Origin of the sequence: Microbacterium sp. M, from assembly GCF_045181065.1 — a bacterium.
In the GTDB taxonomy this organism is placed as follows: Bacteria; Actinomycetota; Actinomycetes; order Actinomycetales; family Microbacteriaceae; genus Microbacterium.
On record NZ_CP173721.1, the window covers coordinates 2,653,004 to 2,668,034 of the forward strand.

The 15,031-nt window shown below is 67.8% G+C and carries 12 protein-coding genes; 4 read left to right on the top strand and 8 right to left on the bottom strand.

Annotated features, from left to right (window positions below; translation table 11 throughout):
• Positions 1 to 90: 90 nt before the first annotated feature.
• Together ACI7YT_RS13225 and ACI7YT_RS13230 are read right to left on the bottom strand one after the other, a co-directional pair.
• Complete coding sequence (locus tag ACI7YT_RS13225) at positions 91 to 1,323, bottom strand: ROK family protein (protein WP_406245995.1); 1,233 nt, start codon at positions 1,321 to 1,323, stop codon at positions 91 to 93.
• Complete coding sequence (locus ACI7YT_RS13230) at positions 1,320 to 2,849, bottom strand: ATP-binding cassette domain-containing protein (protein WP_406245996.1); 1,530 nt, start codon at positions 2,847 to 2,849, stop codon at positions 1,320 to 1,322. The genes ACI7YT_RS13225 and ACI7YT_RS13230 overlap by 4 nt, the downstream gene beginning before the upstream one ends.
• A gap of 174 nt (positions 2,850 to 3,023) precedes the next feature.
• On the opposite strand from ACI7YT_RS13230, the gene chvE reads away from it, so the two are divergent.
• The 3 genes from chvE (at position 3,024) to mmsB (ending at position 7,039) form a co-directional block, all read left to right on the top strand.
• Complete coding sequence (chvE, locus tag ACI7YT_RS13235; RefSeq protein ID WP_406245997.1) at positions 3,024 to 4,181, top strand: multiple monosaccharide ABC transporter substrate-binding protein; 1,158 nt, start codon at positions 3,024 to 3,026, stop codon at positions 4,179 to 4,181.
• 87 nt (positions 4,182 to 4,268) lie between these two features.
• On the top strand, positions 4,269 to 5,819 hold the full coding sequence (mmsA, locus tag ACI7YT_RS13240) for a multiple monosaccharide ABC transporter ATP-binding protein (RefSeq protein WP_406245998.1): 1,551 nt from the start codon (positions 4,269 to 4,271) through the stop codon (positions 5,817 to 5,819).
• On the top strand, positions 5,816 to 7,039 hold the full coding sequence (mmsB, locus tag ACI7YT_RS13245) for a multiple monosaccharide ABC transporter permease (RefSeq protein ID WP_406245999.1): 1,224 nt from the start codon (positions 5,816 to 5,818) through the stop codon (positions 7,037 to 7,039). The genes mmsA and mmsB overlap by 4 nt, the downstream gene beginning before the upstream one ends.
• A gap of 49 nt (positions 7,040 to 7,088) precedes the next feature.
• Here mmsB and ACI7YT_RS13250 read toward each other — a convergent pair whose 3' ends face one another.
• From ACI7YT_RS13250 to rsmA, 3 genes are read right to left on the bottom strand one after another with little or no spacing between them, the layout of a single operon-like run.
• The gene (locus tag ACI7YT_RS13250) at positions 7,089 to 8,024 is read right to left on the bottom strand and encodes a 4-(cytidine 5'-diphospho)-2-C-methyl-D-erythritol kinase (RefSeq protein WP_406246000.1); all 936 of its coding nucleotides are present in this window, start codon (positions 8,022 to 8,024) and stop codon (positions 7,089 to 7,091) included.
• A 31-nt stretch (positions 8,025 to 8,055) separates the two neighbouring features.
• The gene (mgrA, locus tag ACI7YT_RS13255; protein WP_406246001.1) at positions 8,056 to 9,123 is read right to left on the bottom strand and encodes an L-glyceraldehyde 3-phosphate reductase; all 1,068 of its coding nucleotides are present in this window, start codon (positions 9,121 to 9,123) and stop codon (positions 8,056 to 8,058) included.
• The gene (rsmA, locus tag ACI7YT_RS13260; RefSeq protein WP_406246002.1) at positions 9,120 to 9,977 is read right to left on the bottom strand and encodes a 16S rRNA (adenine(1518)-N(6)/adenine(1519)-N(6))-dimethyltransferase RsmA; all 858 of its coding nucleotides are present in this window, start codon (positions 9,975 to 9,977) and stop codon (positions 9,120 to 9,122) included. The genes mgrA and rsmA overlap by 4 nt, the downstream gene beginning before the upstream one ends.
• A gap of 35 nt (positions 9,978 to 10,012) precedes the next feature.
• Between rsmA and ACI7YT_RS13265 the strand changes: the two genes are divergently transcribed.
• The gene (locus ACI7YT_RS13265) at positions 10,013 to 11,266 is read left to right on the top strand and encodes an MFS transporter (RefSeq protein WP_406246003.1); all 1,254 of its coding nucleotides are present in this window, start codon (positions 10,013 to 10,015) and stop codon (positions 11,264 to 11,266) included.
• A gap of 3 nt (positions 11,267 to 11,269) precedes the next feature.
• On the opposite strand, the gene ACI7YT_RS13270 is transcribed toward ACI7YT_RS13265, so the two are convergent.
• The 3 genes from ACI7YT_RS13270 to ACI7YT_RS13280 form a co-directional block, all read right to left on the bottom strand.
• Positions 11,270 to 12,154: a TatD family hydrolase gene (locus ACI7YT_RS13270; RefSeq protein WP_406246004.1), complete on the bottom strand. Its 885-nt coding sequence runs from the start codon at positions 12,152 to 12,154 to the stop codon at positions 11,270 to 11,272.
• A 46-nt stretch (positions 12,155 to 12,200) separates the two neighbouring features.
• Complete coding sequence (gene metG / locus ACI7YT_RS13275; RefSeq protein WP_406246005.1) at positions 12,201 to 13,778, bottom strand: methionine--tRNA ligase; 1,578 nt, start codon at positions 13,776 to 13,778, stop codon at positions 12,201 to 12,203.
• Positions 13,779 to 13,839: 61 nt separating this feature from the next.
• Positions 13,840 to 15,009, bottom strand: coding sequence for a glycoside hydrolase family 1 protein (locus ACI7YT_RS13280; RefSeq protein WP_406246006.1), 1,170 nt, complete (start codon positions 15,007 to 15,009; stop codon positions 13,840 to 13,842).
• Between the last annotated feature and the right edge of the window lie 22 nt (positions 15,010 to 15,031).

Genomic DNA, 15,031 nt, shown 5'->3' on the forward strand with positions numbered 1-15,031 from the left:
TCGAGTTCCACGGTAGGAACTCCCGGACGCTCCCGATCACAGGTTCGATGACGGGTGGGTGAACGCCTGTCGACGCGGGAACCACGGAGGCTAGGTGCGCGGTGCCCGAGCGACCGGATCGTTCAGCAACGCCTCGAAGGCGAGCTCGGCCGGCGCGATCTGCATCAGATGCGATCGCATGTGCGCCCGCTCGAGGCGGACCGTGCGTCCCTCCGCCCCGACCGGGTGGATGCGCACCGCGGCCGAGAGCCGTTCCCGGCTCGTCGCCAGCAGCACGCCGAGATAGCCCGAGAGCACGACCATCTGCGGAGCGAAGGCGTTGACGAAGTTCGTCAGAGCGACCGAGAGGACGTCGACCTGCCTGGCGACCTCGGCGAGGATCACGGGGTCCCGGACGAGCCCGAGCTCGATGTCGAGTTCGTCCTCGTCGAGCCCTCGCCTCCCGAGGAGCGCCAGGACCTTCGCCGGGTGGACCTCGACCTGGAGGCATCCACGACGTCCGCACGAGCACAGGGCACCGGAGGTGTTCACCACGGTGTGCCCGAATTCGCCCGCGAACCCCGACGTGCCGCGCAGCAGTGCGCCGTCGAGCACGAGCCCTCCGCCGATGCCGTTCATGGACCCGCTCAGGTACAGCACGTTGTCGATGCCGCGGCCGACGCCGAACCGGGTCTCGGCCATGGCTCCCACGCTGGCGTCGTTGCCGACGGCCACGTCCACACCGAGCGCGTCCGCGAGGCGGTGCGACATGTTCTCGCGCCGCCAGCCGAGCGACGGCGACAGCAGCACCCTGCCGCCGCGGTCGACGAGACCGGGCACCGCGACGCCTGCGCCGACGAGTCGGTAGTGCCGGTCGATGTCCGCACGCATGCCGGCGACGAGGGACGCGGTGACCTGGGCGAATCGCCGAGGGCTCGGGGGCTTCGCGAGATCGTGGCGGACCCGGGAGTGCACGGCTCCCCCGAGCCCGACCAGCGCCACCGAGACCGCATGCGGGTCGGCGGTGATGCTGAGCGCCACGACCCGGTCCTCCGCGGCGACGCCGAGCGACGGACGCCCGGCGCGACCGGTCGGCTTCACGGCCGTCTCGCCGACGAGCTGCAGATCGAGCAGCTCCTGCACCAGACCCGTCACCGTCGATCGGTTCAAGCCCGTGTGCGCGCCGATCTCCGAGCGCGAGAGGGGACCTGCGCCGTGCACGAGCTGCAGGACGGCGGCGAGGTTCTGCTGACGCACGTCCTCGTTCGTCGTCCGCACGGCCGGCCGTGCGGCGGCCGGCGGCTGCTCGGTCTCGTGCTCCGCCGCTGCAGGTCTCGGCGTCATGGCTTCTCGACCGCCATGTGCCGCATGAGCAGCTCCTGCGAGGCATCCGCCCTGGCGACCTCCGCCGTGATGCGCCCGTGGGCGAGCGTGTAGACGCGATCCGAGAGGCCGATCACCTCCGGAAGCTCCGACGAGATGACGATGATCGCCTTCCCCTGGGCTGCGAGTTCGTTGATGAGCCCGTAGATCTCGTACTTCGCCCCGACGTCGATGCCTCGGGTCGGCTCATCGAGGATGAGCACGTCCGGGTTCGTGAACATCCACTTCGACAGCACCGTCTTCTGCTGGTTCCCGCCGGACAGCGTCGCCGTGGCGGAACGCACGCTCGCGGTCTTGATGTTCATCTTGTAGCGATAGGCCTCGGCGACCTTGCGCTCGCGCACGTCGTCCACGAGACCGCGCTCGGCGAGCCGCCCGAGGGCCGCCGCCGAGATGTTCTCCTGCACCGAGGCGAGCAGATTGAGCCCGTCGCCCCGCCTGTCCTCCGGCACGTAGGCGAGACCATGACCGATCGCCTCGCGGATCGTCCGCAGCTCGATCCGCTCGCCGCGCTTGAAGGCGCTGCCGGTGATCGCCCCGCCGTAGGATCCGCCGAAGATGCTCATCGCGAGCTCGGTCCGCCCCGCCCCCATGAGGCCCGCGATTCCCACGATCTCGCCGGATCTCACGTGCATGCTCACGTCATCGATGATCACGCGCCCCGGCTGGTTCGGGTGCAGCACCGTCCAGTTCCGGACGCGGAACATCTCGTCACCGATGGCGGGCTCGCGCGGCGGGAACAGGTCGTCGAGAGGTCGCCCCACCATCGCCCTGATGATGTGCCCTTCGTCGGTCTCTGGATCATCGACGCGCATCGTCTCCACCGTCGCCCCGTCGCGGAGCACGGTGATGCGGTCGGCGATGCCGAGCACTTCGCGCAGCTTGTGCGAGATCAGCACGCACGTGATTCCGTTCGCGCGGAACCGGTCGATGAGCGCCAGCAGCCGATCGGAGTCGTCGCGCCCGAGCGCCGCGGTGGGCTCGTCGAGGATCAGCAGCTTCACGTTCTTGGCGAGCGCCTTCGCGATCTCGACGAGCTGCTGCTTGCCGATGCCCAACTCGCCCATCCGCATCGCCGGACTCTCGTGGAGTCCGACCCTCGACATGAGCTCGGCGGCACGCGCATGGGTGCTCGCGGCATCCACCAGTCCGAACCTGGTGAGCTCGTGCCCGAGGAAGATGTTCTCGGCGATCGTCAGATGCGGGACGACCGCGAGCTCCTGGTGGACGATCACGATGCCCTCGGCCTCGCTCTCGGCCAGCGAGCGGAAGCGCATCTCGCGCCCCTCGAAGATGATCTCCCCGTCGAAGCTGCCGTGCGGATGCACGCCGCTGAGGATCTCCATGAGCGTGGATTTGCCCGCACCGTTCTCGCCGCAGATGGCGAGGACCTCGCCCCGGCGCACGTCCAAATCCACGTCCTTCAGCGCCACGACACCGCGGAAGCGCTTGGTCACGCCCGACATGCGCAGGATCGTGCCGGGCATCTCGCCACCTCTCCACGCCGATCGGATCCTCGCCATCGTACCGAAGAAAATAATTTGTATGCAGGTGCGTCAATATGCCATGCTTCGGGAGCGGAGAGCGCGAGTGCTCCTCCGCAGCGGACAGAGCGGTCCGGCAGCACGGCCCGCTGACCTTTCAAGGAAGAGAGATTTGCAATGAGAAGAAACGTCCTGCGCACGGTGGCGGCCACCGGTGCCATCGTCTTCGCCTTCGGCCTCGCAGCCTGCTCGAACGGCACCGCCCCGGAATCCGAGGGCGGCGGCAGCGGCACCGAGGCCAGCGACATCACCGTCGGCGTCGCGATGCCGACCGAGACGAGCGAGCGGTGGATCGCGGACGGCGACGCGGTCAAGTCGCAGCTCGAGGATGCCGGGTACGAGGTCGATCTGCAGTTCGCCAACGACGACATCCCGCGTCAGCAGCAGCAGCTCGACCAGATGATCACCAATGGCGCCGACATCCTCATCGTCGCCTCGATCGACGGAACGGCTCTCGCCACCCAGCTCGAGAACGCCGCCAGCAAGGGCATTCCGGTCATCGCATACGACCGCCTGATCAACGGCACCGAGGACGTCGACTTCTACGTCACCTTCGACAACTACACCGTGGGCGTGCAGCAGGCGCAGTCGCTGCTGCGCGGGCTCGGCTTCCTCGACGAGAACAATGAGGACACCGGCGCCACCGAGGCCAAGGCGATCGAGCTGTTCGCCGGATCCCCGGACGACAACAATACGAAGTTCTTCTACCAGGGCGCGATCGACACCCTGCAGCCGTACTTCGACGACGGCCGGATCACCGTCCCGTCCGGTCAGATCGACATGGACACCGTCTCGACGCTGCGCTGGGACCAGGCGACGGCCCAGAAGCGCATGGAGGACCTGCTCACCAGCACGTACGACGGCGGCGCCAAGCCCCTCGACGGCGTGCTCTCGCCCTATGACGGCATCTCCCGCGGCATCATCACCGCTCTCGAGAACGCCGGCTACGGCTCGACGATCGCCGATGGCCTGCCGATTCTCTCCGGTCAGGATGCCGAGATCGCGTCGGTCAAGATGATCGCGGACGGCGTGCAGTTCGCCACCATCTTCAAGGACACGCGCAAGCTGGCGACGCAGGCGGTCGCGGCGGCGGATGCCTTCGCGAAGGGTGAGGACCCCGAAGCCAACGACACCGAGACCTACGACAACGGCGTGAAGGTCGTCCCGTCGTACCTGCTCGAGTCGGACATCGTGGTCGCGGACAACATCACCTCGCTCCTGGTCGATTCCGGCTACTGGACCGAGGAAGAGATCGCCGCGGGCGTCGCGGACTGATCGGTCGGGCGGCGGCCGGCTGCCGGGTTCCGACCCGGCAGCCGGGCGCCGCCGACAGCCGTCATTCCCCCATAGACAGGAGCAGCGATGTCCGACGCGATCCTCGAGATGCGCAACATCACCAAGAACTTCCCCGGCGTCAAGGTCCTCGACGACGTCTCGCTCACGGTCGCCCGTGGCGAGGTCCACGCGATCTGCGGCGAGAACGGCGCCGGGAAATCCACCCTCATAAAGGTGCTGTCCGGGGTCTACCCGCACGGATCCTTCGAAGGATCGATCCTCTTCGACGGTGAGCCCCAGCGCTTCAACGCGATCAAGGACTCCGAGCACACCGGGATCGTCATCATCCACCAGGAGCTGGCGCTCGTGCCGCACCTGTCGATCGCCGAGAACATCTTCCTCGGCAACGAGGTCATCCACGGCGGCCTGATCGACTGGCACGAGGCGAATGCACGAGCGGCCGAGCTCATGGAACGCGTCGGGTTGCATGAGAACCCGACGACCCCGGTCGGCCAGATCGGCGTCGGCAAGCAGCAGCTCGTCGAGATCGCGAAGGCACTGACGAAGGACGTCCGTCTGCTCATCCTCGACGAGCCGACGGCTGCGCTCAACGACACCGACTCCGAGCACCTGCTCGGGCTGCTGCGCGGCCTGCGCGACCATGGGATCACCTGCATCATCATCAGCCACAAGCTCGGCGAGATCGTCGAGATCGCCGATTCGACCACCATCATCCGCGACGGCCAGACGATCGAGACGATCGACATGCACGGCCCGGATGCCACGCAGGACCGCATCATCCGCGGGATGGTCGGCCGCTCACTGGATCGCCGGTTCCCCGAGCGCACTCCCGAGATCGGCGAGGAGATCTTCCGCATCGAGAACTGGCGCGTGCTGCACGCGACACAGCAGGATCGCATCGTCGTGGACGACGCCTCGATCTCCGTGCGCGCAGGTGAGATCGTCGGCATCGCCGGGCTCATGGGCGCCGGACGCACCGAGTTCATGATGAGCGTCTTCGGGCGCAGCTACGGCAGGGATGCCTCCGGGAAGGTCTTCCTGCACGGAGCGGAGATCTCCACGCGCACCGTGAAGGAGGCGATCGCCAACCGCATCGCCTACGTCTCGGAGGACCGCAAGGAGTACGGGCTCAACCTGATCGCCGACATCATGACCAACATCTCCGCCGCCGCGCTCGGCAAGCTGTCCTCGGGGGTGTTCATCGACGGCAACCGCGAGATCGAGGTCGCGGAGCGGTACCGCGCCGACCTCAACATCAAGTCCCCCACGGTCGCCCAGATCGTCGGGAACCTGTCCGGCGGCAATCAGCAGAAGGTCGTACTGGCCAAGTGGCTGTACACCGACCCCGAGGTCCTCATCCTCGATGAGCCGACCCGCGGCATCGATGTCGGCGCGAAGTACGAGATCTACGAGATCATCGGCGCACTCGCCGCGGCCGGCAAGGCAGTGATCCTCATCTCCAGCGAACTGCCGGAGCTGCTCGGCCTGTCCGACCGCATCTACACGCTCGCCTACGGGCGAATCACCGGGCAGCTTCCCGTCGCCGATGCGACGCAGGAAGCGCTCATGTCCCTCATGACGATCGAAAACTCTGCCCCGAAGGAGGCCGCGGCATGAACAACGTGTTCACCGAGGTCAAGGACCTGCTGACCCACAACCTGCGCACGTCGGGTATCTACATCGCCTTCGTCGCGATCATCCTCCTGTTCACGATCCTCACCGGAGGAACGCTGCTCAGCCCGGAGAACGTCACCAACATCGTGCTGCAGAACGCGCACATCCTGATCATGGCGCTCGGCATGATCCTGGTGATCGTCGGCGGCCACATCGACCTGTCGGTCGGGTCCGTCCTCGCGTTCGCCTCCGCGGTCTCTGCGGTCCTCGTCATCCGTGAAGGGATGCCGTGGTGGGTCGGCGTCATCGCGGCCATCGTCACCGGCATCCTGGTGGGCCTGTGGCAGGGGTTCTGGGTCGCGTACGTCGGGATCCCGGCGTTCATCGTCACCCTCGCCGGCATGCTGCTGTTCCGGGGCCTGACCTGGATGGTGCTCGCCAACGTCTCGCTCTCGCCGTTCCCGACCGAGTACCGCGAGGTCGCGAGCGGCTTCATCGACGGGATCTTCGGCGTGATCGTGATCGGGCAGGGTGAGGGCCTCAAGGCCGTGCCGCAGACTGTCGACATCTTCACCCTCGCGATCGGCGCGCTCGCGGTGGTCGGGGTCATCGTGTCGTCTCTGCGCAGCCGCCGCACCCGCCAGGGCTACGGCCAGACGGTCGAGTCGATGCCGCTGTTCGTCCTGAAGCTCGTGGTGATCTCCGCGGTGCTGCTGGCGTTCGCCTGGGCGCTCTCGTACAACCGCGGCTTCCCGATCGTGCTGATCATCGTCGCCGTGCTGATCCTGGTGTACCAGGTGATCGCGAACCGCACGGTGTTCGGCCGTCACGTCTACGCCGTCGGCGGCAACCTCTCGGCCGCGCGGCTCTCGGGTGTCAACGTGCGCAGCGTCAACTTCTGGATCTTCGTGAACATGGGCCTGCTGACCGGCATCGCAGCCGCGGTGTTCTCGTCCCGGTCCAACGGCGCCCAGCCCGGCATGGGGAACATGTTCGAGCTCGACGTGATCGCGGCGTGCTTCATCGGCGGCGCGTCGACGATGGGCGGCGTCGGACGCGTCGGCGGTGCGCTCGTGGGTGGTCTCGTGATGGCCGTCATGACGAACGGCATGCAGCTCATGGGCGTGCCGCAATCCAGTCAGCTGGTGGTGAAGGGCCTCGTGCTGCTGCTCGCGGTCGCCTTCGACATCTACAACAAGCGCCGGGCCGGCACGGTCCGCTGAATCAGACGGAGCGGGGGTCGCGGCGTCGGCCGCGACCCCCGCTCGCCTGTCAGGCCGACAGGATGCGCGCTCCGCTGACCGGACCGTGCACGTGCAGAGCCTCCCGCCCCTGCGCCTCGAGCTCGTCCTGCACGTAGCGTGCGGACTCGGGTGCATCGCACAGGAACGCGATCGTCGGGCCCGAGCCGGAGACGATGCCGCTGAGCGCGCCGGCATGCAGGCCCTCGCGGATGATCTCCTCGAGCGCAGGGCGCTCCTCGAGTGCGGCCGCCTCGAGATCGTTGTGCATGGCGGCCGCCAGCGAATGCGGGTCACCGGCGCGCAGCGCCTGAAGCACGGGAATCGGCACGTCGAGGGACTGCGGCGGATCGTCGGCCAGCGCCTCGCCACGAGAGCGCTGCTCATCGAGCCGCTGGTAGACCACCGGGGTGGACAGTCCATCGTCGCTGGTCACGAGCACCCAGTCGAAGCGGCCACGGGCCAACGCCGGATTGAGCTGATCTCCCCGCCCGGTGCCGACTGCCGTCCCGCCGTGGAGCGCGAACGGCACGTCGGCGCCGAGCCGGGACGCCAGCTCATGCAGACGCGCGGGTGACAGGCCCGTCCCCCAGAGCGCATCGCAGGCCAGCAGCGCTGCCGCAGCATCCGCCGACCCTCCGCCCATGCCGCCGGCGACCGGAACGCTCTTGCGCAGCTCCAGCGCCACACCGCCATCGTGCCCCGTCGCAGAGGCGAGCAGCTTGGCCGCTCGCATCGCGAGATTGCGATCGTCCAACGGCACGGATGCCGGGTCCGCTGCGCCCTTGACCACGATCGAGAACTGGTCGGACGGACGCGCGATCACGTCTTCGTACAGCGAGACCGCCTGGAAGACCGTGGCAAGCGCGTGATAGCCGTCGTCGTGCCGATCGCCGACACCGAGGTACACGTTGATCTTGCCCGGTGCCCGTACGTGCACGGCATCCGGAAAGGGCAACAGGGTCATCTCTGGATCCTCTCGGCGTGGCTCGGTCAGCTCAGAGCGTGGAGGACTTCGCCCACAGGTCGACGTCGATGCCGTGGGAGAGCTCATCGATGCGGGCGAGGTGATCCGCGGTGAAGTCCGGCCCGTCCAGGGCCGCGACGTTCTCGTCGAGTTGCGCGGGCCGCGATGCCCCGATCAGCGCGGAGGCGACCACCGGATCGCGCAGCGTCCACTGCAGCGCCATCTGGGCGAGCGACTGTCCGCGCTCGACGGCGATGTCGTTGAGAGAACGCAGGATCGACAGCCCCTCATCGCTGAGCGGCCTGTCCGGAAGCGATCGACGCTTCTGCGCACGATCCGCGGTGCCGCCGGCGAGGTACTTGTCGGTGAGCAGTCCTTGAGCGAGCGGCGTGAAAGCGATAGCGCCGACTCCCTCCGTGCGCAGCGTCTCGGTCAGGCCGTCCTCGACCCAGCGGTTCAGGATCGAGTACGAGGGCTGGTGGATCACCAGCGGAGTGCCGAGTTCGCGGGCGACGGCCACGGCCCTCTCAGTGCGCTCGGCGCTGTACGACGAGATCCCGATGTAGAGCGCCTTGCCCTGGCGGACCAGCGTGTCCAGCGCCCCGATGGTCTCCTCGATCGGGGTCACGGGGTCGGCGCGGTGCGAGTAGAAGATGTCGACGTAGTCCAGACCCATGCGCGTCAGGGATTGCTCCGCGCTGGCCAGGATGTACTTCCGGCTGGCGAGGTCGCCGTACGGCCCCGGCCACATGTCCCAGCCCGCCTTCGACGAGATGATCAGCTCATCGCGGTACGGACGCAGATCCTCGGCGAGGATGCGTCCGAAGTTCTTCTCCGCCGAGCCGTACGGCGGGCCGTAGTTGTTCGCGAGATCGAAGTGCGTGATGCCCAGATCGAACGCGTGACGCAGCAGCGTGCGCTGGTTGTCGAGCGGGATGTTGTCGCCGAAGTTCCACCACAGGCCGAGTGAGATCGGAGGCAGGTACAGCCCGGAAGATCCCACCTGGCGATAGTCGAAGCGGCCGTATCGGCCGGCATCCGCCGCATACGGGCGGTGCAGCTCGGGGACGTCAGGGCGGAAGCGCGGGTTCTCGGTCACGACTCCAGGCTAGCCGCCTGAGCCTGCGCGATCCTCACGAAGTCGTCGATGATCAGCTGCTCGCCGCGGGCGGTGGGCGCGACACCCGCGCTTTCGAGCACGGCGGTCGCCTCCGCGGATGACCCGAAGACACCGGCGAGCGCCTGCCGCAGCATCTTGCGGCGCTGCTGGAACGCCGCATCGACGATCCGGAATGTCGCACGGCGGAGGTCGTCGTCGCCGCGGACTTCGGCCGCGCGCTGGAACGCGACCAGCACGCTGTCGACGTTCGGAACCGGCCAGAACACCTGCCGCGAGATCGTGCCGGCGAGCCGCCACGGCCCGTACCAGGCCGCTTTCACACTCGGTGTGCCGTAGGCCTTGCTCCCCGGCGGTGCGGCGAGCCGCTCGCCGACCTCGGCCTGGACCATCACGACACCGCGCTGAAGGTTCGGGAACGTCTCCATGAAGTGCAGCAGCACCGGCACCGACACGTTGTACGGCAGGTTGGCGATCAGCACCGTCGGGTCGCCTGGGAGCTCGGTGATCCGCAGCGCATCGGCGTCGACAACCGTCAGCGCATCGGCGGAAACACCGTGGTCTGCGGCAGTCTGCGGCAGACGCGCTGCCAGGCGGTGATCGATCTCGACGGCGGTGACCGTCGCGCCCGTCTCGAGGATCGCCAGGGTGAGCGAGCCCAGCCCAGGGCCGACCTCCACGACGCGCTCCCCCGCCTCGACGCCACCGGCCTGCACGATCTTGCGGACGGTGTTGGCATCGACGACGAAGTTCTGCCCGAGCTTCTTCGTGGGGGTCACGTCGAGGTCTGCGGCAAGCCTGCGGATCTCGGTCGCGCCGAGCAGAGTGACGGTCATCCTCCCATTCTCCCCTACCGGGATACGCTGTACGGATGCCCAGCCTCGGTGATCTGATCGCGCCACGACGGATGGGCAGGGACTTCCGCTGGCTGCTGGCGTCCTCGTGGACGAGCAACGTCGGCGACGGGGTCGCGCTCGCGGCCGCTCCGCTGCTGATCGCGTCGATGACCTCGTCGCCGATCCTGGTCGCGTCGGGCGCGATCCTGCAGTTCCTGCCGTGGTTGGTGTTCGGCCTGCACGCCGGCGCCATCGCCGATCGGTTCGACCGACGCCGTCTGGTGATGTTCGCGAACGCGGCGCGCGCGATCGTGCTCGCGGCGCTGTGCGTGTTCCTGATCACCGGCACCGCGAACATCTGGATCGTGCTCGCCGTCGCCTTCCTGTACGGCACCGCCGAGGTCTTCGTCGACACGGCGGGCAGCACGCTGCTGCCCATGATCGTGAAGCCTGCGGATCTCGGCATCGGCAACGCCCGGCTGCAGGCCGGCTACCTCGTCGCGAACCAGTTCGCCGGACCGCCGCTCGGCGCCTTCCTGTTCGCAGCGGGAAGCGCCTGGCCGTTCCTCGTCGAGGTGCTGTGCGTGACGCTGGCGATCGTGCTCGTCTCACGGATGACCAGGACGCCGGTGCCGCCGCGCGAGGAGCACGCGCCGGTGCACACCGATATCGCGCAGGGTCTGCGGTGGCTGTGGCGCAACCCGCCGGTGCGCACGCTCGTGCTGATCATCCTGGTGTTCAACGTCACCTGGGCTGCACCCTGGGGCGTCCTCGTGCTGTACGCGACCGAGCACCTGAACATGGGCGCTGTGGGCTACGGGGCGCTGACCACGGCATCCGCCGCCGGAGGACTGCTCGCCACGGCGAGCTTCGGATGGCTGGAGAAGCGCGTCTCGTTCGCGACCCTCATGCGGGTCTGCCTGTCACTGGAGGTGCTCATGCATCTCGCGTTCGCCCTGACCACGACCGGGTGGGTGGCGCTGGTGATCATGGTCGGGTTCGGCTTCTACGCCTTCATCTGGGGCACGATCTCGACGACCGTCCGGCAACGGCTCGTTCCCACCGAACTGCAGGGCCGGATCGCGTCCGTGAACATGGTGGGGGTGTTCGGCGGGATGGTGCTCGGTCAGGCGCTCGGCGGCGTGATCGCCCAGTTCTGGGGCCTCGCGGCGCCGTGGTGGTTCGCCTTCGTGGGAGCGGCGATCACGCTGCTGCTGGTGTGGAAGCCGATTTCGCACATCGTGAGCGCGAAGCCCGTGAGCGACCCGGAGCCCGACCCTGTGGGCTGATCCTCATTCGGCGAACGAGCCGTACACCGCGAGTGTGTTCGCGGCCAGCTGCGTGCTGAGCTCATCGACGTCGAGGCCGAGTTCGGCAGCCATGAAGCGCACGGTGATCGGCACGAGATACGGCGCGTTGGGTCGTCCTCGCAGCGGCACAGGGGTGAGGAACGGCGCATCGGTCTCCACCAGAATCCGATCCAGCGGAGTGACCTTCAGCGCGTCTCGCAGGTTCTGGGCGTTCTTGAAGGTCAGGTTGCCGGCGAAGGAGAGGTAGTACCCGGCATCCGCGGCGATGCGCGCCATCGCGTCGCCACCGGAGAAGCAGTGGAACACCGTCCTCTCCGGTGCACCGACGCGGGTCAAGGTGTCGAGGACCGCGTCGTGCGCATCGCGATCGTGGATCTGCATCGCGATGCCGTGCTTCTTCGCCAGCGCGATGTGCGCCTCGAAGCTCGCGAACTGGGCGGGTCTGCCCGGCTCGTCGGTGCGGAAGAAGTCGAGACCAGTCTCGCCGATCGCCCGGGTGCGCGGGTGCGCGGCGAGCTCGTCGATCACGGCGATCGCCTCGTCGAGCCGCCCGGCGTCGGCGTAGATCGGCGCATCGTTCGGGTGGATCGCGACGGCGGCGAGGACGCGCTGGTCCTGCTCCGCCGCCGCCACAGCCCAGCGAGACGATTCGATGTCTCCCGACGCCTGCACCACGCCGGCGATGCCGACGGCCTGGGCACGGTCGAGCTGCTCCGTGAGGCTGAGCTGCTCGTCGCCGTCCGCGATCTCCAGGTGCGCGTGGTTGTCGCACACCGGAACGGTCAGCGGCTCCGGCGCCGCCGGATACCGCAGATCCTTGCGACCGCTCGTCGAGCGCTCGCGGACGTAGGTTTCAGGCTCGCTCATGCGTTTCGGCTCCTCGCTGCGCTCGTTCCTCGACGAGCAGATGGCGTCAGGCCTGCGACTCCACTCGCGGGAACAGCGGTGCCAGTCCGTTGACGTTGGTGCCCGGCTTCAGGATGCCCCAGGCGCCGGCCTCGCGGATCGGCTGGTCCTGCAGGCGCCCGATGCTCTCAGCGGCGCCCAGCGAGATCCACAGCTTCTCGGTCGCCTGCGGCATGACCGGCGAGAGCAGCACGGCGAGCGCCCGCAGGCCCTCGGCGCACGTGTACAGCACGGTGCCGAGGCGGGAACGCTGCTCCTCGTCGCGGGCCAGCGCCCACGGCTCGTTCTCGGTGATGTAGCCGTTCAGTGCGTCGACGATCGTCCAGATCCGGGTGATGGCCTCGTCGATCCGGAACTGCTCCACCGCGGCATCCGCCTCGGACGCGGCATCCGCGACGATCTTCTGGATCGCGAGATCCGCCTCGGAGTACTCGCCGGCTGGCGGCACGATCCCCTCGAAGTAGCGCTCGATCATCGCGACCGTGCGGGAGGCGAGGTTGCCGAAGCCGTTCGCGAGTTCGGCCTGGTAGCGGGCGGATAGGTCCTCCCAGCTGAACGAGCCGTCCTGACCGAAGGCGATCGCCGAAAGGAAGTAGAACCGGTACGCGTCAGAGCCGAAGACGTCGGTGATCTCGGTCGGCGCGATGCCGGTGAGCTTCGACTTCGACATCTTCTCACCGCCGACGAGCAGCCAGCCATGCGCGAAGACGCCCTTGGGCACCTCGAGGCCCGCCGCCATCAGCAGCGCAGGCCAGATGACGGCGTGGAAGCGCAGGATGTCCTTGCCGACCACGTGGTACGCCGGCCAGCGGCGCTCGAACTGCGCATCATCCGCGCCGTAGCCGACGGCGGTGGCGTAGTTCAGCAGCGCGTCGACCCACACGTAGATGACGTGCGAGGAGTCCCACGGCAGCGGGATGCCCCAGTCGAACGTCGACCGCGAGATCGAGAGGTCCTTCAACCCCTGGCTGACGAAAGAGACGACCTCGTTGCGCGCGGAGTGCGGGCGCACGAAATCGGGCTCGGTCTTGTACAGCTCGAGCAGACGGTCCTGGAACTCGCTGAGCTTGAAGAAGTAGTTCTTCTCCTGCAGCAGCTCGAGCGGCTTCGAGTGGATCGCGCACACCTTGAGCCCCTCGAAGGGACCTGTGCCGTCGACGATCTCGGACTCCGGCTTGAACTCCTCGCAACCCACGCAGTACAGCGCCTCGTACTCGCCCGCGTAGATGTAACCGGCGTCGTACAGACGCTGGAAGAACACCTGCACGTTGGTCTCGTGGCGCTCCTGCGTGGTGCGGATGAAGTCGTCGTTGGCGACGTCCAGCGTCTTCAGCAGCGGGAACCAGCTCTCGGTGACGAGCTTGTCCACCCACTCCTGCGGAGTGACGTTGTTGGCCGCCGCTGCCCGCAGCATCTTCTGACCGTGCTCATCGGTGCCGGTGAGCATCCAGGTGTCGTCGCCGGCCTGACGGTGCCAGCGCGCGAGCGTGTCGACCGCCACTGAGGTGTACCCGTGACCGATGTGCGGCACATCGGAGGGGTAGTAGATGGGCGTCGTGATGTAGAAGGATTCGCCTGCGGGCATGCGGTCAATTCTAGGTGCGATCACCGGTGCGTTACGCCGGGGGTGCTCTGCTCCCACCGGGTCACAGTCCGTTGCGGCGTGCGACCTCTCCCAGCCAGCCGAGGCTGGGCTTGGGCTGACGCTCGAACGTCTCCTTGTCGAAGGCGATCAGGCCGAACGTCGGCGCGTAGCCGCTGGCCCACTCGTAGTTGTCCAGCGCGCTCCAGTGCTGATAGGCGCGCACGTCGATACCGTCCGAGAGGGCACGGTGCAGGCCCTCGAGCGCGCCCTGCGTGTAGGCGATGCGTCGCGAGTCGTCCGCGGTGGCGATGCCGTTCTCCGTCACGAGGATCGGCACTCCCCCGCTGAGCTCCCACGCGCTGCGCACGCCCAGTTCCAGCGCCTCGGGGAAGAACTCCCACCCGGTGAGCGTCGTCTCGACGTCCGCAGCGACCGGACGGGGTCCCTCCGGGCCGATGAAGGTGCGCGTGTAGGCCTGGACCCCGACGAAGTCATCGCCGGCCGACTGCTCCAGGTACCAGAAATCACGCGGATGGCCGTACTCGTGCAGCATCTCGTCCGCGCCCGGCTCGCCGGTCGAGTGGAACGCCTGCGTCGCGATCGTCCACCCGGCCTGTGCACCGGGGACCGTGTGCACGAGATCCGAGGCACGGCGATGCGCGGCGAGCAGCGTGTCGGCGACGGCCAGGTCGGGATTGGGAAGGCCGTAGGCGACGAGATTCGCGGCATCCTCGCCGCCGGCGAGCATGGCCGCGATGTTGGGCTCGTTGATCGTGCAGACGTAGGTCACGTCCTCGAGGATCGGCAGCACCGTCTCGACATAGCGGCCGAACAGGTCGACGGCATCCGGCGCGCGCCAGAAGCCGTCCCGCTGGAACCACTGGGGCACGGTGAAGTGGATCAGCGTGACGGTGGGATCGAGGCCGAGGTCGCGCGCCGTGTCGATCATGCGGCGGTAGTGGTCGATCATCGCTCGGGAGACGAAGCCGCGCTCCGGTTCGATGCGCGCCCACTCCAGCGAGAACCGATACGAGTTCAGACCCGCGTCCGCAAGCAGACGCATGTCCTCCGGGTAGCGGTGGAAATGATCGGCGGCATCACCCGACGGTTCCACCATGGGCGACCCTGGAGCGTGCTCCATGGTCCACCAGTTGCTGGTCGTGTTGTTCCCCTCCACCTGGTGGGCCGCTGTCGCGGCGCCCCAGAGGAAGCCGTCGGGGAAGGTGAGCACGGATGCTCCTCTCGTCAAGGGT